This is a genomic window from Bacillus sp. FSL K6-0993 (genome assembly GCF_037977205.1).
In the GTDB taxonomy this organism is placed as follows: Bacteria; Bacillota; Bacilli; order Bacillales; family Bacillaceae; genus Bacillus; species Bacillus subtilis.
Genome location: NZ_CP150275.1, coordinates 2,454,453 through 2,476,921, shown reverse-complemented (window position 1 = coordinate 2,476,921; position 22,469 = coordinate 2,454,453). Strand labels below are relative to the sequence as shown.

The following is a 22,469-nucleotide window of genomic DNA, read 5'->3' as shown; positions in this document are numbered from 1 at the left end:
TCTGTAAATAGAAAAGGTGATGTTATGAGGAGAAATAAACCAAAAAAGCAAAATCATAAAGAGAAAAAGAAGTCGCTTCCGATCCGGCTGAATATTTTATTTTTAGCTGCCTTTGTTATATTTACCTGGATTATTGTGGAACTGGGCATCAAGCAGATCGTGCAAGGCGATGATTACAAAAACCAAGCGAATAAGCAGGAACAAAGTGAAGTCAGCTCAGCGGTACCACGCGGGAAAATTTATGATCGAAACTTTAATGCCATTGTGACAAATAAGGCTTTAAATGCAATCACATACACGAGATCTAAATCGACCACGCAAGAACAGCGCTTAAAGATCGCAAAAAAGCTGTCTGACATGATCAAAGTCGATACAAAAAAAGTAACAGAACGGGATAAAAAAGATTATTGGATTTTGACTAGACCGAAAGAAGCGAAAAAGCTCATTAGCTCTAAAGAAAGACAGCAGGTTGAAGACAAAAAAATATCCGATGACGATTTATACCAGCTTCAGCTAAAACGGATTACTGATAAGCAGCTGAATGAATTAACGGATAAAGATATGCAGATCCTCGCTATCAAAAGACAGATGGATTCGGGCTATGCATTGACCCCTCAATATATCAAAAACGAAGATGTATCAGCGAAGGAAATGGCAGTGGTAAGTGAACATTTAGACGAACTGCCAGGTGTTGATGTCACGTCCGATTGGGAACGTGAATATCCGTATAAAAACCTTCTTCGCTCAGTGCTCGGAAGTGTTTCCAGCTCTAATGAAGGGTTGCCGTCCAACTTGCTCGACCATTATCTGTCGCTTGGCTACAGCCGTAATGACAGGGTCGGAAAAAGCTATTTGGAATACCAATATGAAAGCCTTCTGCAGGGCCAAAAAGCCAAAGTCGAAAATATCACAGATTCAAACGGCAATGTCACGGGAACAAAAACGGTATCTGAAGGCAAAGCCGGTAAAGATCTCGTGCTTACGATTGACATTGATTTGCAAAAAGAAGTGGAAAAAATCATTGAGAAGAACCTCAAATCTGCTAAAGCAAGACCAAGCACGCAATTGTTAGACCGTGCATTCGTTGTCATGATGGACCCAAGAAACGGTGAAGTGCTTTCAATGGCGGGCAAGCAGATTAAACAAGAAAATGGGAAATATAAAATTGATGATTACGCTTTAGGTACAATGACGTCATCTTATGCCATGGGATCAGCGGTCAAAGGTGCAACAGTCTTGACGGGCCTTCAAACCGGAGCCATCAATCTGAATACAGTTTTTCAGGATGAACCATTGTATATCGGTCAGGATAAAAATGGTAAAAAATCTTGGACTACTTTAGGACCTGTTAACATTCAAAGAGCCTTAGAGCAGTCTTCCAACGTATTTATGTTCAAAACAGCGATCGCGCTCGGAAAAGGTGAATATAAACCGCACCAAGCTTTACCGATTGATACGACGGCCTTTGATACGTTCCGTAATTACTTCAGCCAATTTGGATTAGGTGTCAAAACTGGAATTGATCTTCCGAATGAAATGACAGGCTATAAAGGAACAGACAGATTGACGGGATTCTTGCTTGACTATGCGATCGGCCAATACGACACGTATACACCGCTGGAACTTGCGCAATACGTATCAACGATTGCAAACGGCGGATATCGCTTAAAGCCTCAGCTTGTAAAGGAAGTCAGAGAACCTGATGCTAAAAGAGGGATCGGTGCTGTCGTACAATCCGTTCAGCCGGAAGTGTTGAATAAAATCGACATGAAGAGTGAATATATTAAAGAGGTTCAGGCCGGATTCAGACGGGTGATGACAAAAGGGACAGCTGCCAGCCAATTTGCTTCAGCGTCATATCAGCCTGCCGGTAAAACAGGAACAGCACAATCGTTCTATGATGGACCTGATAAATCAAAAACAGGAACAGCGACTTATAATACGACACTTGTTGCCTATGCACCGGCTGATAATCCTGAGATTGCGATCTCTGTAGTAGTCCCTTGGGCTTATATTGATTACAGCGCTAAATATACCATTACAAACGAAATCGGCAGGGAAGTAATGGATAAATATTTTGAGCTGAAATCGAAGCAGGACAAAGAAGATACTCAGCAAAAGAATAAAGACAAAATCGAAGAAAGTGCAGAAAACACAACGTCTTCTGATAACTAAAAAGAAACGCTCACATGATGTGGGCGTTTTTTTTATACAAAAAAACGCACTGATTTACAAAACCTTAACATTCGGTTCAAACCCTTTTTACATAGAACCTTTACTCTATACGTGTAGGACAAATTACACATTATACGCAGGGGGAATTCAGGAAATGAAAAAAAACAAATTGATGCTTATGCTTCTGATGGCTGCTTTTATGATGATTGCAGCTGCATGCGGAAATGCAGGAGAAAGTAAAAAATCGAATAGCGATTCTGCAAAAGGAGAAGAAAAGGCATCAGGTTCTTTAACCATTTCTGGTTCATCGGCTATGCAGCCACTAGTACTTGCAGCCGCGGAAAAATTTATGGAAGAAAACCCTGATGCTGATATACAGGTACAAGCTGGCGGTTCTGGAACAGGGCTTTCTCAAGTCTCTGAAGGTGCTGTTCAGATCGGGAATTCAGACGTTTTTGCTGAAGAAAAAGAAGGCATCGATGCAAAAGCGCTTGTCGATCATCAAGTCGCTGTAGTTGGTATGGCAGCAGCTGTAAACCCTGATGCTGGTGTGAAGGATATTTCAAAAGAAGAATTGAAAAAAATCTTCACTGGCAAAATTAAAAACTGGAAAGAGCTCGGCGGCAAAGACCAAAAGATTACACTTGTAAACCGTCCTGATTCTTCTGGCACACGTGCTACATTTGTGAAATATGCGCTTGACGGAGCGGAGCCTGCAGAAGGCATTACTGAAGATTCCTCCAACACGGTGAAAAAGATCATTGCTGATACTCCGGGAGCGATTGGATATCTTGCATTCTCATATTTAACAGATGACAAAGTAACTGCTCTATCTATTGACGGTGTTAAACCTGAAGCGAAAAATGTAGCAACTGGCGAGTATCCGATCTGGGCTTATCAGCATTCTTATACAAAAGGTGAAGCGACAGGTTTAGCTAAAGAATTTCTTGATTATCTAAAGAGTGAAGACATTCAAAAAAGCATTGTTACTGACCAAGGCTACATTCCGGTTACTGATATGAAAGTGACACGCGATGCCAACGGGAAGCAAAGCTGATCTTAATAAAAAGAGGAGTGCGGGGACAACCGTTTCTCCTCTTAACACATTCATAGGAGTGTAAAACAATGATAAACAATAGAGAAAATATGTCTGTGAGCGAGCGTCTAATCAGCTCAAGGCAAAATCGGCAATTGGATGAAGTTCGGGGAAGAATGATTGTGACAGCATGTGCGCTGATTATGATTGCGGCATCTGTTGCAATCACCATTTTCCTCGGCGTGAAGGGGCTGCAATCTTTTCTTGTAAATGGTGTAAGCCCAATTGAATTCTTAACGAGCTTAAATTGGAATCCTACAGATAGTGATCCGAAATACGGAGTGCTGCCATTTATTTTTGGCTCATTTGCAGTAACGATTCTTTCTGCTCTAATCGCTGCGCCGCTTGGCATTGCAGGTGCGATTTTTATGACAGAGATTGCCCCGAATTGGGGAAAGAAAGTGCTGCAGCCGGTAATTGAGCTTTTAGTCGGTATTCCATCTGTTGTTTATGGATTCATAGGTCTTACAGTATTGGTGCCGTTTATCGCCCAGTTCAAATCGAGCGGAACAGGGCACAGTTTATTGGCGGGAACGATTGTCCTTTCCGTCATGATTCTGCCGACGATCACATCGATTTCTGCTGATGCAATGGCTTCTCTTCCGAAGAGTTTACGAGAGGGTTCTTACGCGCTTGGTGCGACAAGATGGCAGACGATCAGAAAAGTACTTGTGCCTGCAGCTTTTCCAACATTGATGACAGCTGTTGTGTTAGGCATGGCTCGGGCGTTCGGCGAAGCTTTGGCTGTTCAGATGGTCATTGGAAATACAAGAGTATTGCCGGAAAGCCTGTTTGACACTGCGGGAACGCTGACAACGATCATCACGCTGAATATGGGCCACACCACATACGGAAGCGTTGAAAACAATACGCTTTGGTCAATGGGGCTTGTGCTTCTGGTGATGTCATTCTTGTTCATCCTGCTTATTCGCTACTTGTCATCTAGGAGGAAAGTGTAATGAACCGCAAAATAACAGATAAACTGGCGACCGGAATGTTTGGTTTGTGTGCAGCCATTATCGCTGCCATTTTAGTAGGTTTGTTTTCCTATATTATTATAAACGGTGTTTCTCAGCTCAGTTTTCAATTTATTACAACAAAATCGAGCGCCATTGCAGCTGGAGGAGGCATACGAGATCAGCTGTTTAACTCCTTTTATATTTTGTTTATTACAATGCTGATTACAATCCCGCTCGGTGTGGGCGGCGGAGTCTTCATGGCTGAGTACGCGCCTAATAACAAAGTGACTGACTTCATCAGAACATGTATAGAGGTGCTTTCATCTCTTCCGTCTATTGTCATTGGGATGTTTGGATTATTGATGTTTGTCAACTTAACAGGCTGGGGATATACGATCATAGGCGGGGCGCTTGCGTTAACTGTTTTTAACCTTCCTGTCATGGTGCGTGTGACAGAAGACGCGATCCGTTCAGTCCCTAAAGATCTGAAGGAAGCCTCTCTCGCTTTAGGTGTATCACGCTGGCATACCGTAAAAACAGTTTTAATTCCAAGTGCGATTCCTTCTATTATCACAGGAGCAATTTTAGCGTCAGGAAGGGTGTTCGGGGAAGCGGCCGCATTATTATTTACGGCAGGCCTGACAACACCGCGTCTTAATTTTACGGAATGGAACCCGTTTTCGGAAACATCACCGCTTAATATTTTCAGGCCCGCTGAAACACTTGCGGTCCACATTTGGAACGTCAATACACAAGGAATGATTCCGGATGCTGAAGCGATTGCCAACGGTGGTTCTGCCGTGCTGGTGATTTCTGTTCTTGTGTTTAATCTCGCAGCGAGATGGCTTGGCACGATGATCTACAAAAAGCTTACGGCTAATTAGAACGGAAAGAGGCGAAAAACATGTCTGAACAAATGGTAAAAGAAAAACCTGAGCGAGCTGTTATTGTTCCGAAGCAGAACCACGTGCTTGAAGTCAAAGATCTGTCTATTTTTTACGGAAATAAACAAGCGGTTCATCATGTAAACATGGATATTGAAAAAAATGCGGTGACTGCTTTTATTGGGCCGTCGGGATGCGGAAAATCCACTTTTTTGAGAAATATTAACCGAATGAACGATTTAATTCCATCTGCAAGAGCGGAAGGTGAAATCCTTTATGAGGGATTAAATATATTGGGCGGCAATATTAACGTTGTCAGCTTGAGAAGAGAAATCGGAATGGTTTTCCAAAAACCAAATCCATTTCCGAAATCGATCTATGCGAATATCACACATGCATTGAAATATGCCGGAGAGCGGAATAAAGTCGTTTTAGATGAAATTGTGGAAGAAAGTTTAACAAAAGCAGCCCTCTGGGATGAGGTGAAGGATCGTTTACATTCATCCGCACTCTCGTTATCCGGCGGCCAGCAGCAGCGTTTATGCATCGCGAGAACGCTTGCGATGAAGCCGGCTGTTCTTCTGCTTGATGAACCAGCTTCAGCGCTTGATCCGATTTCAAATGCAAAAATAGAGGAATTAATTACAGGATTGAAAAGAGAATACTCAATTATTATTGTCACGCACAATATGCAGCAGGCTCTGCGGGTTTCTGACCGGACGGCATTCTTTTTAAACGGCGAGCTTGTAGAATACGGACAGACCGAACAGATTTTCACGAGTCCGAAAAAGCAAAAGACAGAGGATTATATTAACGGGAAATTCGGATAGGAGGGCGGCAATGAGTATTGCTACCGAAGCTGTAATGAAACAGGAAGTCTATCAAGTCAATGGAATGAACTTATGGTATGGACAGCATCATGCTTTAAAAAATATCAATTTGAGCATTTATGAAAATGAGGTTACGGCGATTATCGGGCCATCCGGATGCGGGAAATCGACCTTTATCAAGACATTGAATTTAATGATTCAAATGACGCCGAATGTAAAGCTTGCAGGTGAGCTGAACTATAATGGCAGCAACATTTTAAAGGATAAAGTGGACATCGTGGATTTGCGAAAAAATATCGGCATGGTCTTCCAAAAAGGGAACCCGTTTCCGCAATCTATTTTCGATAATGTGGCTTACGGACCGAGAGTCCACGGCACCAAAAATAAGAAGAAGCTTCAGGAAATTGTGGAAAAGTCATTAAAAGACGTGGCGTTATGGGATGAGGTGAAGGATCGATTGCATACGTCCGCTCTATCGCTGTCAGGGGGCCAGCAGCAGCGTCTTTGCATCGCTAGAGCACTTGCGACCAATCCTGATATTTTGCTGATGGATGAACCGACATCTGCACTAGATCCAATCTCAACGAGAAAAATTGAAGAACTCATTCTAGAGCTGAAAAATAAATATACAATTGTCATTGTCACGCATAACATGCAGCAGGCAGCAAGGGTTTCTGATCAAACCGCCTTTTTCTACATGGGCGAGCTTGTTGAATGCGACAATACGAATAAAATGTTCTCTAACCCGAAGGACCAAAGAACGCTCGATTACATTTCAGGAAAGTTTGGATGAAAAAAAACAGGCTGAGTCAGCCTGTTTTTTTATCGTGTTAACGTTTTTACGATCTTTTTGAAACTCATGTCTGATTTTACTTTAAACTCGCCGGCACGAATTTCTTTGTGATAGCCGGCATCAATGACATAGTCATTAAAGTCTTGAGCCGAAGAGATAATGCCCTCTTTTTCAAGAATAGCAGATACATCCGCAGTGCTCATGCCATCTTTAATTTTGAGCTTGTACGTTTTGACTTTGTCTGTTTTCGTGTCTGAGCTGCTGTCATCGGTCAACGATTTCTCTTTTGAATCAAGAAGTTTTTGATATTCATCACGGTTCACAGAAACCATTTTTTTAGAATCAAGGTAATTGTTCACGTCTTGTTCAGTTACTGTTTTATTATCTTTTACAGCAGCGGCCTGGTCTTCGTCAGTCAGATAAAAAACAGCTGCAAGAACGGCTGTCGCTAAAATGATGCCGCCAGCAAATGCCTGAATGCCCCGTTTTGTCATACGAGCACCTTCTCATTATCTTTGATAATCGTATTCACGTCTTCCACTGATACATGCTCAGCTTTAGCAATCGCTTCAGCTGACATACCGTTATTATATTTAGAAAGTATTTGTTTAGCGATTTTTTGATTGATGTCGCTCTGCTTTGATTTGCGAATGACAAGGTTAGTTTCCAGTAATTCTTCCTCAAGCACTGTCATTTTCTTTTTGAGCTTGTAAATTTCCTGCATCGCAGAAAGCTGCAGTGTTTCGAGCTCCTGTTCTACATCTTTCATCGGGTCTCTTTGAGAATATGAGAATGCAATTAGCGCTATACTGACGATAAACAACGCAATAATAGCAATTTCCACGTTTCATCACCTTCTATTCTTTTTTTATCCTTCTTTTTTATACCATAAAACCAATAGTTTCTAAAGGAATTCGCGAAAAAAACGAGATTTTGTCGAGAAATCTTTCTTTGCTTCTTCTTTATGTAATGGTTTAATAGGAACACGAAGTGAACGATTGGAAAGGAGAATGTTAGGAGTCCATGGATAAACACCCATTTCCCTATAATATACGACATAAGCTTTCCTTTTTTAGGGACACATTCGACATAATCATTCAAAACGCTCACACCTTGACCGTAAGCTGGGAAATCTCAGAAGAAACAATGCGGCTGGCTGAAGCGGTCCTTTTCGAAAAAACGCAGGATATGATAAAAGAATTGCGCATTGTCATCAAAAGAAAAGACATTGAAGCTGTCAGGACAAAACGCACAACGTATGATAAAGGCGAATGGACGATTAGACAGACGGCTGGTGATGCTGTATATCGGGCTGAATACAGAATTGTGAATTCAATGAATGTCTCTCTCAAGCTTGCCGGTACATACGACATCTATCTTGATGAAAATGGGATTCGTCATATAAGCAGCTTTCAGATTGAGGAAGTGCACACCAGATGGGAGGAGCAATTTTCTGCATACACCTGTTATGGGAGAGGGGAGAGAGAACGGTGAACATTCTCATGCTTTCACCCGAACATCCCGATGAGCCGAAAAGTGGGCTCGGTGTGCATTTAAACCGCCTCATTTCCTATTTAAACCCTCAAATCAACATTACGGTTTGTACTCCGAGCGGGCAGCTGTTTTCGTATGCGAAGTTTGAAGATTATATAGCTGATGCTAACTTTACAATGGTTCGCCATGTGTTATCACGCAATGAACGCTTTGATCTGATTCATGCCCATGATGACACAACAGCCCCTGCCGCCCAGTATTTGAAACAACGGCTTGGTCTTCCGCTTGCTGCGACAATCCACGGTCTTGAAAGCGAAAGGAAGAAGGTGTGCCGAGAAGCCCCACACCCATACAGGCTCAAGGCCGAACGGCTCCTAATTGAATCCGCTGATGCATTGATCGTATTAAGCACATTTATGAAGCGGTCTCTTGATAAGGCGGCACATAAAAAATTAACCGTTATCCCGAGCCCTGCATCTATGGAGGGAGAGGAGGGGAAAATCCCAAGAAGCATGAATAGAAGATTACTCTTTTCATATGGAAGGTTTGTTCCGGAAAAAGGATTTTCGCAGCTGTTAAAGGTGTTTGCCATCTTGAAGCAGCGTCAGCCTGACCTCTATCTAGTGCTGGCTGGGGAGGGGCCGTCTCTGTCCTGCTATGAGAAATTGGCTGCGGCATATAACCTGAAGGATCGCGTCATGTTCCTGCCGTTTCTCAATAGGAAAGACATCAGAACGTTACTGTCTCAATGTGAAATGGCTGTTTTCCCTAGTTCTTATGAACCGTTTGGGCTTGCCGCGCAAGAAAGCATGGAACAAGGTGTGTTGACTGTCGTTTCTCAGTCGGGTGGTTTTTGTGACTATGCCGTTCATGACAAAACGGCAGTCATCGCTGATTTTACGCTCGTACAGGAAGCGGCTGATCTGCTGGACAGTTTTTTTAAAGACCGGGAAAAAGCCCGCCGGATAAAAGAAGCTGGCAGACAACAAGTGTTCAAGCTCCACCACCCCCGACTCATTATGTCATCATATTTGCAGCTTTATGAGCGTATCTTCAATAATTCAGCAATTCATTGAAAAACAGCCTAGCATTCCGTCCATTATAGTGGTATTATATATAAGTCTGAATAAGTAAATGATTTTAGTTTGGAGGGAAAATAATGCGCGTTAATATTACTTTGGCTTGCACTGAATGTGGTGAGCGTAACTATATTTCTAAAAAGAACAAACGCAACAATCCAGACCGCGTTGAATTTAAAAAATATTGCCCACGTGATAAAAAATCTACGTTACACCGTGAAACAAAATAACAGCCTTGCTGTTTGAGGTGTAAGAAAAAAGCCAGAGCTTTGAAAAAGGTTCTGGCTTTTTTTCTATTCCGAGGGGGATGAGAGATGAAATCACAATTAAGAAAAAAGACGCTGGAGGCACTGTCTGCTTTATCAAATGAAGATATTCTTCAAAAAACGGAACGTATGTATAAGTACTTGTTTTCTCTGCCGGAGTGGCAAAATGCCGGCACCATTGCCGTCACTATTTCCAGAGGATTAGAGATACCGACGCGTCCTGTCATTGAGCAGGCTTGGGAAGAAGGAAAACAAGTTTGCATCCCAAAATGCTATCCGGACACGAAGAAAATGCAATTTCGGACATATCAGACCGATGATCAGCTCGAAACCGTGTACGCCGGACTGCTCGAGCCGGTAATTGAAAAAACAAAAGAAGTAAACTCATCACAAATTGACTTGATGATCGTTCCAGGTGTTTGTTTTGATGTTAACGGGTTTAGGGTCGGCTTTGGAGGCGGCTATTATGATCGCTATTTAAGTGAATATGAAGGGAAGACAGTCTCTTTGCTTTTGGAGTGCCAGTTGTTTGCGCACGTACCCAGTCTGCCGCATGACATCCCGGTACATAAGCTGATAACAGAGGATCGGATTATTTCTTGTTTTTCATAACTTTCCTGTCCCTTATTCGAGAATAAATAAGGTAGAATAACAAACCCTATTGGCAGGAGGGATATAATGAAAAAACTTTTGATATATGCCATTTTCGCGGTTTCTGCCGTCATGTTTTATCAAAATCGCTACCGTCTTATGAATACTGTACTGAGCCAGCCAGGAATCAGGCGGTCTTTTATCCATTTGTTTTTAAGAATTCCATTTATCCGCAATAAGTTTATACAACAAGCTTTCTAAAATCCCGTGAAAAACGGGATTTTTTGCTTTCAGTAGGCGTTTCGGAGCGCCAGCTGTTATAATGAAAAAAAACTATTGGAGCGGTAAACATGTTTTTGCTGGAGTATACATATTGGAAAATTGCGGCGCACCTGGTGAATAGCGGGTATGGCGTCATACAAGCCGGTGAGTCAGATGAAATATGGTTGGAAGCGCCGGACAAGTCCTCTCATGATCTAGTTCGTCTATATAAGCACGATCTTGATTTCCGTCAAGAAATGGTTAGAGACATCGAAGAGCAGGCCGAACGAGTAGAACGAGTCAGACATCAATTGGGCAGACGAAGGATGAAGCTGCTGAATGTGTTTTTTTCAACGGAAGCCCCTGTTGATGACTGGGAAGAGATTGCAAAAAAAACTTTTGAGAAGGGAACTGTGTCAGTTGAGCCGGCAATCGTTAGAGGAACGATGCTTCGAGATGATCTTCAAGCGGTTTTTCCATCATTTCGTACAGAAGATTGTACAGAGGAACACATTTCGTTTGAAGACTCGCAAATGGCGCGAGAACGCTTCCTTTCGCTAGTGCTGAAACAAGAAGAACAGAGAAAAACTGAAGCGGCGGTTTTTCAAAACGGAAAACCGATTTTTACATATTTATTTATTGCGCTTCAGATCCTGATGTTTTTCTTGCTCGAAATAAACGGAGGCAGCACTAATACGGAGACGCTGGTCGCTTTTGGAGCAAAAGAAAACAGCCTGATTGCACAAGGAGAATGGTGGCGGCTTCTGACACCGATCGTGCTTCACATCGGCATAGCGCATTTAGCTTTTAATACGCTGGCTTTATGGTCGGTTGGTACAGCGGTTGAGCGGATGTATGGATCGGGCAGGTTTTTGCTGATTTATCTGGCTGCTGGCATTACGGGTTCGATTGCGAGTTTTGTGTTCAGCCCGTATCCTTCGGCAGGCGCATCAGGAGCCATATTCGGATGCTTAGGCGCATTACTGTATGTTGCTTTGTCTAATCGAAAAATGTTTTTAAGAACCATAGGGACCAATATTATTGTCATTATTATCATCAATCTGGGCTTTGGTTTTGCGGTTTCGAATATTGATAATTCAGGACATATCGGCGGCTTGATTGGCGGCTTTTTCGCTGCAGCAGCATTGGGGTTGCCCAAAGCCAGAGCCTTTGGAAAAAGATTGTTGTCAGCGGTTTTGCTGATTGCTTTGGCTGCCGGATTTTTATATTACGGATTGCATTCGCCTTCACACCAGGAGTCAGCGCTGATTCAGCAGGCAAGCGAGCTGTATCAGGAAGGAAAGTATGAAGAAGTAACAGAATTGCTGAACGGAGAAGCAGCGCAAAAAGATGCCTCTGCCGATCTTTTGAAAATTCTTGCTGTTTCTGATATTAAAATCGGCGAATATGATCAGGCGGTTTCCCTTTTGGAACGAGCAGTGAAAAAAGAACCTAAAGACCATGCCTCATATTACAATTTAGCCTTATTGTATGCGGAAAAAAATGAGCTTGCACAAGCAGAAAAGGCCATCAGGTTGGCTTTAAAATTGGAGCCGAAGGAGCAGCGCTACAAGGAGCTTCAGCAACAAATTGAAAACAATAAAGAATCATAAAGGTGGAATATGGAAAGGAGGCTGGCTTTTTTGTCAGCGTTTTCTTCTTGACTGACCGCTTCCTTATGAATACGCTTATGATAGTTAAGTTCAAGAAATGGTGAGGAAAATGAATACATTTTATGATGTGCAGCAGCTGTTAAAAACGTTTGGCCACATTGTTTATTTTGGAGACAGAGAGCTTGAAATTGAGTTTATGCTGGATGAATTAAAGGAATTATACATGAACCACATGATTGAAAAGGAGCAGTGGGCCAGAGCGGCAGCTGTCCTTCGAAAAGAATTGGAACAAACAAAAAACGGAAGAGATTTTTATAAAGGCTAAGGTGATAAAAATGGACGAGATATGGTTTGCGGGCATTGACCTGGGAGGAACGACGATTAAACTCGCTTTTATTAATCAATATGGCGAAATTCAGCATAAGTGGGAAGTTCCGACTGATAAAACCGGCGACACGATTACTGTCACAATTGCAAAAACAATCGACAGCAAGCTGGATGAGCTGCAAAAACCGAAGCACATCATCAAATACATCGGAATGGGTGCACCAGGCCCTGTAGATATGGCGGCAGGAGTTGTTTATGAAACAGTAAATCTAGGGTGGAAAAATTATGCTTTAAAAAACCATCTGGAGACAGAAACCGGCATCCCAGCTGTTATAGAAAATGACGCGAATATTGCTGCGCTCGGGGAAATGTGGAAGGGAGCGGGTGATGGCGCAAAAGACGTCATTCTCGTGACGCTTGGCACAGGAGTTGGCGGCGGCATCATTGCAAATGGTGAAATTGTACATGGCATAAATGGCGCCGGCGGAGAAATCGGCCATATTTGCAGCATCCCTGAAGGCGGAGCGCCCTGCAACTGCGGCAAAACGGGCTGTATCGAAACAATTGCTTCAGCAACCGGAATTGTAAGAATTGCAAAAGAAAAAATAGCAAATGCTAAAAAGACGACACGTTTAAAAGCAACCGAACAATTGTCAGCGCGGGATGTGTTTGAAGCGGCGGGTGAAAATGATGAAATTGCCCTTGAGGTGGTTGATTATGTAGCCAAGCACCTTGGTTTGGTGCTCGGAAATTTGGCAAGCTCGCTTAATCCATCCAAAATCGTTCTTGGCGGCGGCGTATCGAGAGCCGGAGAACTGCTGAGATCAAAAGTTGAGAAAACATTCCGCAAATGCGCGTTTCCGCGGGCGGCCCAAGCTGCTGATATTTCAATCGCAGCACTTGGAAATGATGCCGGCGTTATCGGAGGCGCTTGGATCGCTAAAAATGAATGGCTGAAACATCAAAATTGTTAAAATTGTGTAAATGAAATTGATTTTTTGTTGTGCTCAGGTTAAGATTTAATTTGATGTGTTAATGAGAATGTTGGGAATAGACTGATTTTTTGAGCGTGCTGCATAGGAGGTTGAAATGCGAAAAACGTTTTTTTCGAAGATTTCATTTATGCTGATTGCCATTTTATTGATGTGGCTGAAAACGTATGCTGTTTACAAAACCAGTTTTCATATTAAAATCGACAATCTAACACAGGAATTTATTCTGTTTATCAACCCATTGAGTTTTTTGTTGCTTATTTTTGGCCTCAGCCTGTTTTTAAAAGGCAAAAACAGAAATCGCTACATTATTGCAATGAGCTGTCTTGTCACGTTTGTATTGCTGGCAAATATGGTTTTTTACCGTTTTTACAATGATTTCTTAACAATCCCTGTTCTTTTTCAAACGAGCAATATGGGTGATCTCGGAAGCAGCATCGGAACACTTCTTGAGCCGACAGACCTCCTATTAACTGTAGATATTGCGGTTTTAATATGGCTTCACATCCGGCAAAAAGCTTTTCAATCGGACATTCCCTCAACGAAAAATGAACGGGCGGCTTATTTTTTGTTCGTTGCTTCTGTTTATTTCTTCAACCTGGGCTTGTCTGAGGCGGAAAGACCTCAGCTATTGACACGCTCATTTGACAGAGAAATGCTTGTTAAAAACATTAGCCTGTTTAATTTTCATATTTATGATGGCGTTCTTCAGTCAAAGCAATCCGCACAGAGAGCGTTGGCCGACAGCAACAGCCTGACGGAAATTGAAAACTACGTAACCGCTAATGCGAAGGATGCCAACAAACGCTTATTCGGCGCTGCAAAAGGAAGGAACGTCATTCTCGTATCCTTAGAGTCGACGCAAAGCTTCGTGATTAATGAAAAATTAAATGGAGAAGAAATCACGCCTTTTCTGAATGACTTTATAAAACAGAGCTACAACTTTAATAATGTTTACCACCAAACAGGCCAGGGGAAAACCTCGGATTCTGAATTTATCGTGGACAATTCACTGTATCCGCTTGGACGAGGTGCCGTGTTTTTTACGAATGCGGGCAATCAATATATGGCCGCTCCTGAAATTTTGAAAAACAGCGGATACTATTCAGCGGTGCTCCACGCTAATAATAAGAGCTTTTGGAATCGTGATTTAATGTACGACTCATTTGGATATGATTCGTTTTTTGATATTAACTCGTATGATGTAACTGACGAAAATTCAGTCGGCTGGGGACTGAAGGATAAAGAATTTTTTGAGCAGTCTTCAGAGCTGATGAAAAATCTGCCTCAGCCGTTTTACTCGAGGCTGATTACACTGACGAACCACTTCCCGTTTGATCTTGATGAAGAGGATCAATTGATTGATGAATATGATTCAAGCAGCCAGACGCTAAATAAATATTTTCCGACAGTGCGTTATCAGGATGAGGCGCTAAAACGGTTTATCGAAAAGCTGAAGGAAGACGGATTATACGACAACTCTGTTATTGTATTATATGGTGACCATTATGGTATATCAGAAAACCATAATGAAGCGATGGGGCAGTTTTTAGGAAAAGAAATAACCCCATTTGAAGAGGTACAGCTCCAAAAAGTGCCGCTGGTCATTCATATTCCGGGTATTACTGATAAAAAGCCGCAAACCATTGAAACAGTAGGCGGGCAGATTGATATCAGGCCGACGCTGATGAATCTTTTAGGGATTGATACGAAAGATCAAATTCAATTCGGCAACGATCTGCTTTCAGACGAAAAACTGGACTTTACGGTGCTCCGGGACGGGAGTTTTATCACAGATCAGGTTGTTTATACAGACGGTGCGTGTTATGACAAAGAGACGGGAAAACCGTTAGAAGAGACAAAACAATGTGAAGCATTTGCTGATAAAGCAAAACAGGAGCTATCACTTTCTGATGAAATCATTTATGGGGATTTGTTGCGATTTTATGACCAGAAAAGGCTGGACAATTCGTCAAAACGGAAAGAAAAACAAATGCTTGATCAGGCATCGTAATCACAATGTCTCCCGCGTCAAAGTGAGCGGGAGGCTTTCTTTTTTTAAATACGCTGTCATATAGTAACAAAAAAGGGGGATGATGATGGCGTTTATTACGGTGAAACCTGCGATCAAGAACAATTTGGCCAGAGTGGCGAAAGAACTGAAGATAGACGAGGAATTGCTTAAAAGTGCAAATCGCTCCGCACAAAAACATCAATTGTATTGCCCTGGTTATGTGATAGAGGAGCATAGCGGCAAAGAGCTTCAAACCATTCAGGACATAAAGCGCTTTTTACAGCCTCGGCAGCTGGAACTTTCTGATAGCTGGATTGAGCAAGAGAAAATCTATGATGATTCAGCTGTTGAAAAGGAAATAAAGAAGATTATTGATGTTTTTCCGTTTGTCTCATGCCGGGAAATTGGCCGTTCTGTACTCGGCAGGCCTATCTGGGAGCTGAAGGCTGGTGGGGAGCATGCCGTAAAAAAGGTCCATATGAACGCGTCATTTCATGCGAATGAGTGGATTACAACGTCTGTCCTGCTAAAATGGTTTAAGGAATACTGTATGTCATTATGCTGCAATTCGCCTTTCTTTGGCTTTTCTCCCATAAAGCTGTTTAACAGCACATCCTTATCCCTCGTTCCTCTTGTCAATCCGGATGGCGTTGATCTTGTTTTAAACGGATCAGAAGTCATGGGAGCCAGAAGAGATGAGCTCGAAAGGCTAAATGAACATCGTCCGAATTTTAATGAATGGAAGGCGAATATAAACGGGGTTGATTTAAATAAACAATTTCCATCATTATGGGAAATTGAAAAATACCGAAAACCGACAGCACCCAGCTACCGCGATTTTCCGGGAATCTCTCCGCTTACGGAGCCGGAATCTATTGCGATGTACCGGCTGATCACGGAGAATCCGCCTGACAGACTGCTGGCTCTTCATACTCAAGGAGAAGAAATTTATTGGGGCTATAAAGGCCTTGAGCCTGAGGAATCTGCTGCCGTCATAAAGGATTTTGAGGAGTTAAGCGGGAACATTTATAAGGGAGTAAGGGATATAGACAGCTATGCTGGATTTCGTGATTGGTTTATTCACCATTATTTTAAGGAAGGGTATACGGTGGAACTTGGAAAAGGCCAAAATCCTTTGCCGTTTCAGCAGTTTTCACACATATATAACGCCACAAACGGCATCTTGTGGAGGGCGTTATTTTTTCATGAGTAACTGAAACTTTTTCTTTTTTCTGCCGAAGCAAATATGAGAGAATAAAGATGATCGGAGGGGAATGCTGATGAGATCAGTTTGTTTTATTCTGCTGACGGTATTGCTGTTTAGTCTATCGGCATGCGAACCATCTCATCAGCAGCAAAAACAGGCATCGGCGGCAAAAGATGAGAAAAAAGACATCATACCGCTTTCCGCGGAAAAAGCGGATGGGGCGGAAGGCTGGCTGAATAACAGCACAATATTATATACTGCGTCTAATCCGACGAAAACAGAGCTTTTTGCGTACCGCATCTTTACAGGCGAAGCGAAAAAGCTCTATCAAACGGATGGTCAAATCGTTGATGTTCAAATCAATGCGAGGGAGCAGATGATTCTGCTGCAAATCACACATAGCCAAAAGACGGCAGTGGTTTTGCTTAATGCAGAAGGGGAGACGCTTTACGAAAAAGATTACGAAACGTATGAGCTTGAGGCTGCTTGGAATCAGTATGATCCTTATCAAATGATGGTTACGGAATTCAATGAAAACTGGGATTTCCATACATATCAGGTGAATGCTAAAAAAGGCGAATCTTTCTTAAGTCCGGTACAGGTTCCGTTCATTCATTGGACATCCAAAAATACATTTGATTATGTAAAAGAGGAAAGAGACGATAAAACAGGGCCTTTATATACGTTCGATACAGCTTCTAAGACGGAACAGAAGCTTGAGGATGACGTTCTATTCTTCGATTCTTTCCATCAAATGAATTTTACTGTCAAATCAGCTTCCGGAGGAAAAGGGACGTATCAGTTTAAAACGCCGCAATCAACATCACCTGTTACAGCGAAATGGCCGCTCCAAGCGAAATATACAAGTTTGGCTCCAATGGAGTATGACTATGATGAAGCAGGAGGCCTGTTTTATACATTCAAACAAAGCGGCGATGCATATAAGCTCGCAGCAGTTAATGTAGCATCGGGAGAGACAAAAGATCTTGTGTCTCTGCGGGAAATGGAGCCGATTCAAATATCTCCGAACGGGAAATATGCGTTATACGGCTTTCATTTTGAGCAAATTCTTTTATTGAAATCACATGAAACGAAGCAACTTATCATTGATCAAAAGGAGATGGAATAACGATGGCTATCGCAGATGTAACCATTATCCCAATCGGTACGGAAACACCCAGTGTCAGTGCTTACGTAGCCGATGTGCAAAAGATATTAGAAGGATATCAAGCAGAAGGGAAAATCAAATATCAGCTGACACCGATGAATACGCTGATCGAGGGAGAACTCAGTGACCTTTTTGCAGTCATTCAGGCAATTCACGAAGCGCCATTTCAAAAAGGATTGCACAGAGTGGCAACGAATATCCGTATCGATGACAGGCGTGACAAAAAAACGACGCTTGAGAGCAAAATAGAAAGTGTCAATAAACATTTACAGCCATAAAAATAAACCTGTATCCGATCGGATACAGGTTTTAATGTGCGGTTGGATACCCGCTGTTTATTACGGTCATCACGGTAAACCATCCAAAGACAAATAAGGTGGCACCGGCTAATAAAAACCCGAGTATATTTTTATTTCTAACAGAACGCAAGACTCCCCATAAAGCGAAAAGAGCGACAAGGCCGAAAATCACGACAAGTAACATAACACAGCCCCCTTTACATTGAAAAACCTGCAATTCTTTCCAGTTTTATTCTACCCGTTTTTTATAGGTTTGTCGATAGCGTTTTCAATGCGATTGTTTGAATCTTTTTTAAAAAACCCTCATAATAAGAGCATAAAAAAGAAAGAGGTGATAATAGTGAAATGGAGACGAATGCCAGTAGGGCCGATTCAAGCGAACGCATATTTTCTCATCAGTGATGATCAATGCCTGATTTTTGATCCGGGCGGCGAGGGACATAAAATCAATCAATACATAAAAGAAAAAGGGCTGACGCCTTTAGCCATTTTGCTTACACATGCCCATTTTGACCATATTGGGGCGCTTGATGAAGTGAGAGAAAAATGGGATATCCCTGTTTACCTGCATCAAAATGAAAAAAATTGGCTTACGGATGCTTCTTTAAACGGCTCCGGCATGCTGCGAGGGATAGAAGTCACAGCTAAGCCTGCAGATCATCTAATTGAAGGTGACGGTGAGTTGAATATCGGGCCGTTTCATTTGGAAACATTATTTACGCCGGGACATTCACCAGGCAGTGTGTCTTACTACGTGAAAGATGCAGACTTGGTCATCTCCGGTGATGTTTTGTTCCAAGGCGGTATAGGACGTACGGATTTAATAGGCGGCGATCAAGAGACGCTGCTGACGTCCATTCATGAAAAACTGCTTACGCTTCCGGAACACACGCTGGTGTTAAGCGGCCATGGACCTGAAACAGACGTACTGACTGAGCAGGACCAAAATCCGTTTTTAAATGGTTTTTCATTGTAAAAAAAGAGACAAACCGATAAGGTTTGTCTCTTTCTGCATTTAATGGCCTCCGCCGCCGGGCACCATAATAAAAATTGAGTAATATGTAAAGCCGGCGAAGAAAATTGTTAAATAAGCGCCAAAAATATAAATATACATGCGTTCGGTTAAGTTCAAATACGATAGAAACACAAATAAGATCGTCTGTCCAAAAAATAAAAGGGAAGCATCTTTCATATCACCTAAATAAAACATGACTGCAAAAATTCCCGTCCAAAATCCTAACACCCGGAACATGCGATTCATTTTTATCCCCTCCCGAGAGTCCCTCTGACTGTTATTATAATAGATCACACCTAGAAATGTAAACATTTTCATTATTAATATACAAATGGAATTTGTCCCTTTGATTGTGTTTTCTATTGTATGAATGTTTTTTAAAAAATAATCCGAAAAAAGTTCTGTAAATGGTTTAAATGAAAAATGATCCGGGTAGTTATTCTACAAAGAGATGGTTAACTGAGGAGGAAAAAACGAATGGAACAACAATTAACTTTTTACTCATATCCAAGCTGCACGTCATGCCGAAAAACAAAACATTGGCTTAAAGCACATCAAATTGAATTTAACGAACGGCACTTATTCAGAGAAACCCCGACAAGAGAAGAATTAAAGTACATTTTATCGTTAACGACAGAAGGAATTGATGAAATTTTGGCGACAAGAAGCCAGACTTTCAAAAATTTAAATTTAAACATTGAAGAAATGACGGTAAATGAGGTGCTGGAACTTTTAATCGAGAAGCCGAAGCTTTTGCGACGCCCGATTCTAGTAGACAACAAAAAGCTGGTGATTGGTTATAACCCGGGAGAACTGTTGAAGTTATCGAAGAAGAAAACGGTTCATCAATCTGCATGATGAAAAACCGAAGATCCGCTGATTTATACGAATCAGCTTATCTTCGGTTTTTCACCTGTTCAGAAACTGGGCTAGCTGGATTCGAACCAACGATCACGGAGTCAAAGTCCATTGCCTTACCGCTTGGCTATAGCCCATTGAATGTAAACATAGTATGTGTAAAGGCAGACGCGTTATACATATATAGCGTACATTTTTCAAAAACAGGAGGTAACTCATTAAGATGATAGCTCTTGATCAGCACTTAACAGAGCACAAAGAAGATATCACGCAACAATGGCTGGAAGTTTGTACGTCAAAAGGCAGCTGGCTGTATTCAGCGAAAGATCAGCAAAAACTAGAACAAAAGTTAAAAGACCAGCATGAATTATTGGTGACCATCGTAGCAAAATCCCTTAGAAAAGAAGACGTAGAGGATGAGCTCAACCGGTGGTCTCTTCAATGCGCCAGAGACCGTGCCGTTCATGAAGTGACGGTAACAGAAAGTGTCGGCCAGTTTAACACCTTCAGGCATATCATGTTTGAATGGATTCAGAAATTCAGCGAAGCTTCTTCTCAAGACATCAGCATTCAGGATTTTTATGAGTGGAGCCGGATCTTGAATCAAAACATTGATGAGATCATCGAAGTGTTTACGGAAGAATATCACCAGGTGACCATGATACAATTAAACGCGCAAAAAGAAATGATTAATGAATTGAGTGCGCCGATTATGCCGATTACTGATGGAATTGGGATTCTTCCGCTTGTCGGTGAGATTGATACGTACAGAGCGAGGACGATTTTGGAGTCTGTGCTGGAGCAGTGCTCAGCGTTAAAGCTCTCGTATTTATTTTTAGATATTTCGGGCGTTCCTATCGTTGATACCATGGTAGCCTATCAAATTTTTAAAGTGATTGACAGCACCAAATTGCTCGGCATTGAGACGATTATTTCAGGAATCAGGCCGGAAATTGCCCAAACTGTCGTGAAGCTGGGTCTGGATTTTTCGAATGTGAAAACCGAGCAAAGTCTTGCTAAAGCCCTGGCCAATAAAGGGTTTAAAATAAAAGAGTGTTGATGCCTTTGCCATGTTTATCTTGAAAGATAGCAGCTGAACAGCCTTTCACGGGCTATTCAGCTTTTTTAACTTCTATAAATAAAATGTGATGGCTGTTGATGTCTTTTACCTTAAAAGAGTAGCCATCATATTCTATGGTACTTTCAGGCTCAGCGTCTATGTTTTGTGTCAAAAACCAGCCGCCCAAGGTGTCTACTTCTGCGTCTGATAAATCGGTTCCAAGCAGGCTGTTAACATCGCTGATTAATAATTTTGCATTTAACAAGTAGTGATCCTTTCCAAGTTCGCGGATATGAGGCACTTCATCCGCATCAAATTCATCACGGATTTCTCCTACAATTTCCTCGATAATATCTTCGACAGTGACCAAACCGGACGTCCCGCCATATTCATCTATGAGGATCGCCATATGAGTGCGTTCCTTTTGCATTTTCAGCAATAGTTTATAAATAGGAATCGTCTCAATGACATGGATAACGGGCTGTACGAAAGGTTCAATTTGATGCTTCTTGATTGAAAAATCTTTCGTCAGCATGGAAAACAGCACTTCTTTCATATTAATCACGCCAATGACGTTATCTTTATCCTCTCTTACAACCGGGTACCGGGTATATTTTGTTTGCTTGACTGTTTCCTGAAGATTTGAAATGGAGTCTTCATCTAGTGACAAACTAACCATTTCATTTCGCGGCACCATAATTTCCTTTGCCATTCGTTTATCAAAGGTGAAGATATTATTCATGTACTTTAATTCACTTTTTCTGATCTCGCCGCTTTTATAGCTTTCAGCCAATAGGACCCGAAGTTCTTCCTCTGTATAAGCCAGCTCATGCTCTGATGCCGGCTTCAGCCCAAACACTCCTGTAATCAATCGGGCAGAGTGGTTCAACAGCCAAATGAATGGAAACATGATCTTATAAAACCAAATAAGCGGTTTAGCGAACAACAAGGTAATGCTTTCTGCTTTTTGAATGGCGAAACTCTTTGGCGCCAGTTCCCCAATAACGACATTTAAATACGTAACCGCTAAAAATGCGATGACGAGTGAAAGCAGGTGGGTAAGCGATTCATTTAAGCCTGCTTTATGAAAAAGCGGTCGAAGCAGAGTTTGCACAGTCGGTTCCCCAAGCCATCCCAGTCCTAAAGCTGCGACTGTGATGCCTAACTGACAGGCTGATAAATATTCATCAAGGTGAGTGATGACATGCTTTGCCGCTTTAGCACCTTTCTTTCCTTTTGCGACAAGCTGATCAATTTTGGACCGCCGCACTTTTACGATTGAAAATTCTACGGCAACAAAAAATCCTGTTAACAAAATGAGAATAGCGACTGCTAGTAAATTGACAAATTCCAAAACAACTGCCTTCTCCAAGGAAGGCATGCACCTCCCTTTTCCGATGTCTTTCTACATTCCATACCACCTGAAAATGCTCATAAAACATGTGTTGAAGCGGCAGACTGGTTTAGTGACGCGGTTATTGGGCAATT

Annotated in this window: 26 protein-coding genes and 1 tRNA gene; 21 read left to right on the top strand and 6 right to left on the bottom strand. The window is 42.0% G+C overall.

Translation table 11 applies throughout. The features are described from left to right. Positions 1–24 precede the first annotated feature (24 nt). The 6 genes from pbpA to pstB (MHH79_RS12850) all read left to right on the top strand — a co-directional run bounded on the left by pbpA (position 25) and on the right by pstB (MHH79_RS12850) (position 6,737). Positions 25–2,175: a penicillin-binding protein 2A gene (gene pbpA / locus MHH79_RS12875; protein ID WP_063335438.1), complete on the top strand. Its 2,151-nt coding sequence runs from the start codon at positions 25–27 to the stop codon at positions 2,173–2,175. Positions 2,176–2,329: 154 nt separating this feature from the next. Further along, positions 2,330–3,232: a phosphate ABC transporter substrate-binding protein gene (locus MHH79_RS12870; protein ID WP_015384104.1), complete on the top strand. Its 903-nt coding sequence runs from the start codon at positions 2,330–2,332 to the stop codon at positions 3,230–3,232. Positions 3,233–3,300: 68 nt separating this feature from the next. Beyond that, on the top strand, positions 3,301–4,230 hold the full coding sequence (gene pstC, locus MHH79_RS12865) for a phosphate ABC transporter permease subunit PstC (protein WP_014477352.1): 930 nt from the start codon (positions 3,301–3,303) through the stop codon (positions 4,228–4,230). After that, positions 4,230–5,114, top strand: a complete 885-nt coding sequence (gene pstA, locus MHH79_RS12860; protein WP_003230103.1) for a phosphate ABC transporter permease PstA — start codon at positions 4,230–4,232, stop codon at positions 5,112–5,114. Before pstC ends, pstA begins: the two co-directional genes overlap by 1 nt. Positions 5,115–5,134: 20 nt before the next feature. Further along, on the top strand, positions 5,135–5,944 hold the full coding sequence (gene pstB / locus MHH79_RS12855; protein ID WP_340034574.1) for a phosphate ABC transporter ATP-binding protein PstB: 810 nt from the start codon (positions 5,135–5,137) through the stop codon (positions 5,942–5,944). 10 nt (positions 5,945–5,954) lie between these two features. Further along, positions 5,955–6,737, top strand: coding sequence for a phosphate ABC transporter ATP-binding protein PstB (gene pstB / locus MHH79_RS12850; protein WP_014480273.1), 783 nt, complete (start codon positions 5,955–5,957; stop codon positions 6,735–6,737). Between the two features lie 29 nt (positions 6,738–6,766). Here pstB (MHH79_RS12850) and MHH79_RS12845 read toward each other — a convergent pair whose 3' ends face one another. Continuing rightward, positions 6,767–7,231 carry an endolytic transglycosylase MltG gene (locus tag MHH79_RS12845; RefSeq protein WP_014480272.1) on the bottom strand — a complete coding sequence of 155 codons (465 nt, stop codon included), beginning with the start codon at positions 7,229–7,231 and terminating at the stop codon, positions 6,767–6,769. After that, positions 7,228–7,581, bottom strand: a complete 354-nt coding sequence (locus MHH79_RS12840; RefSeq protein ID WP_014477348.1) for a hypothetical protein — start codon at positions 7,579–7,581, stop codon at positions 7,228–7,230. Before MHH79_RS12840 ends, MHH79_RS12845 begins: the two co-directional genes overlap by 4 nt. A gap of 179 nt (positions 7,582–7,760) precedes the next feature. Here MHH79_RS12840 and MHH79_RS12835 point away from each other — a divergent pair, with 179 nt between their 5' ends. From MHH79_RS12835 to MHH79_RS12780, 12 genes are all read left to right on the top strand, one after another. Further along, entirely contained in the window at positions 7,761–8,231 is a 471-nt protein-coding gene (locus tag MHH79_RS12835) for a hypothetical protein (protein ID WP_100506303.1), read from the top strand. Then, positions 8,228–9,307, top strand: a complete 1,080-nt coding sequence (locus MHH79_RS12830) for a glycosyltransferase family 4 protein (RefSeq protein ID WP_340034571.1) — start codon at positions 8,228–8,230, stop codon at positions 9,305–9,307. Before MHH79_RS12835 ends, MHH79_RS12830 begins: the two co-directional genes overlap by 4 nt. An 83-nt stretch (positions 9,308–9,390) precedes the next feature. After that, positions 9,391–9,540 (top strand): 50S ribosomal protein L33, encoded by a 150-nt coding sequence (gene rpmG / locus MHH79_RS12825; protein WP_003153056.1) that lies wholly within the window; start codon positions 9,391–9,393, stop codon positions 9,538–9,540. 84 nt (positions 9,541–9,624) lie between these two features. Further along, positions 9,625–10,188, top strand: coding sequence for a 5-formyltetrahydrofolate cyclo-ligase (locus MHH79_RS12820; RefSeq protein ID WP_063335299.1), 564 nt, complete (start codon positions 9,625–9,627; stop codon positions 10,186–10,188). Between the two features lie 66 nt (positions 10,189–10,254). Next, the gene (locus MHH79_RS12815) at positions 10,255–10,428 is read left to right on the top strand and encodes a hypothetical protein (RefSeq protein WP_003230126.1); all 174 of its coding nucleotides are present in this window, start codon (positions 10,255–10,257) and stop codon (positions 10,426–10,428) included. An 89-nt stretch (positions 10,429–10,517) separates the two neighbouring features. Further along, entirely contained in the window at positions 10,518–12,041 is a 1,524-nt protein-coding gene (yqgP, locus tag MHH79_RS12810) for a rhomboid protease YqgP (RefSeq protein WP_047182879.1), read from the top strand. A gap of 109 nt (positions 12,042–12,150) precedes the next feature. Further along, entirely contained in the window at positions 12,151–12,366 is a 216-nt protein-coding gene (locus MHH79_RS12805; RefSeq protein ID WP_004399107.1) for a YqgQ family protein, read from the top strand. Positions 12,367–12,376: 10 nt separating this feature from the next. Then, entirely contained in the window at positions 12,377–13,342 is a 966-nt protein-coding gene (glcK, locus tag MHH79_RS12800) for a glucose kinase GlcK (protein ID WP_003230132.1), read from the top strand. A 115-nt stretch (positions 13,343–13,457) separates the two neighbouring features. Beyond that, entirely contained in the window at positions 13,458–15,374 is a 1,917-nt protein-coding gene (locus MHH79_RS12795; RefSeq protein WP_100506306.1) for an LTA synthase family protein, read from the top strand. Between the two features lie 82 nt (positions 15,375–15,456). Beyond that, positions 15,457–16,587: a M14 family metallocarboxypeptidase gene (locus MHH79_RS12790; protein WP_080467309.1), complete on the top strand. Its 1,131-nt coding sequence runs from the start codon at positions 15,457–15,459 to the stop codon at positions 16,585–16,587. A 61-nt stretch (positions 16,588–16,648) separates the two neighbouring features. Further along, positions 16,649–17,710: a hypothetical protein gene (locus tag MHH79_RS12785; protein ID WP_340034567.1), complete on the top strand. Its 1,062-nt coding sequence runs from the start codon at positions 16,649–16,651 to the stop codon at positions 17,708–17,710. A 2-nt stretch (positions 17,711–17,712) separates the two neighbouring features. Beyond that, on the top strand, positions 17,713–18,027 hold the full coding sequence (locus tag MHH79_RS12780) for an MTH1187 family thiamine-binding protein (RefSeq protein WP_003230139.1): 315 nt from the start codon (positions 17,713–17,715) through the stop codon (positions 18,025–18,027). A 31-nt stretch (positions 18,028–18,058) separates the two neighbouring features. On the opposite strand, the gene MHH79_RS12775 is transcribed toward MHH79_RS12780, so the two are convergent. Then, a complete protein-coding gene (locus MHH79_RS12775) occupies positions 18,059–18,232 on the bottom strand; it encodes a DUF2759 family protein (protein WP_003230141.1) in 174 nt (57 codons plus the stop codon). Positions 18,233–18,388: 156 nt separating this feature from the next. Between MHH79_RS12775 and MHH79_RS12770 the strand changes: the two genes are divergently transcribed. Continuing rightward, complete coding sequence (locus MHH79_RS12770) at positions 18,389–19,024, top strand: MBL fold metallo-hydrolase (RefSeq protein ID WP_014480263.1); 636 nt, start codon at positions 18,389–18,391, stop codon at positions 19,022–19,024. Between the two features lie 39 nt (positions 19,025–19,063). On the opposite strand, the gene MHH79_RS12765 is transcribed toward MHH79_RS12770, so the two are convergent. Further along, positions 19,064–19,309 (bottom strand): DUF2626 domain-containing protein, encoded by a 246-nt coding sequence (locus MHH79_RS12765; RefSeq protein ID WP_003226300.1) that lies wholly within the window; start codon positions 19,307–19,309, stop codon positions 19,064–19,066. A 231-nt stretch (positions 19,310–19,540) separates the two neighbouring features. Between MHH79_RS12765 and mgsR the strand changes: the two genes are divergently transcribed. Then, positions 19,541–19,921, top strand: a complete 381-nt coding sequence (mgsR, locus tag MHH79_RS12760; protein ID WP_003230147.1) for a transcriptional regulator MgsR — start codon at positions 19,541–19,543, stop codon at positions 19,919–19,921. Positions 19,922–19,987: 66 nt separating this feature from the next. Here the strand turns inward: mgsR and MHH79_RS12755 are convergent. After that, positions 19,988–20,058: transfer RNA gene (locus MHH79_RS12755), tRNA-Gln, on the bottom strand. 86 nt (positions 20,059–20,144) lie between these two features. Here MHH79_RS12755 and rsbRD point away from each other — a divergent pair. Next, complete coding sequence (gene rsbRD, locus MHH79_RS12750) at positions 20,145–20,981, top strand: RsbT co-antagonist protein RsbRD (RefSeq protein ID WP_015384093.1); 837 nt, start codon at positions 20,145–20,147, stop codon at positions 20,979–20,981. Positions 20,982–21,033: 52 nt separating this feature from the next. On the opposite strand, the gene MHH79_RS12745 is transcribed toward rsbRD, so the two are convergent. After that, a complete protein-coding gene (locus MHH79_RS12745) occupies positions 21,034–22,362 on the bottom strand; it encodes a hemolysin family protein (protein ID WP_003230150.1) in 1,329 nt (442 codons plus the stop codon). Positions 22,363–22,469 lie beyond the last annotated feature (107 nt).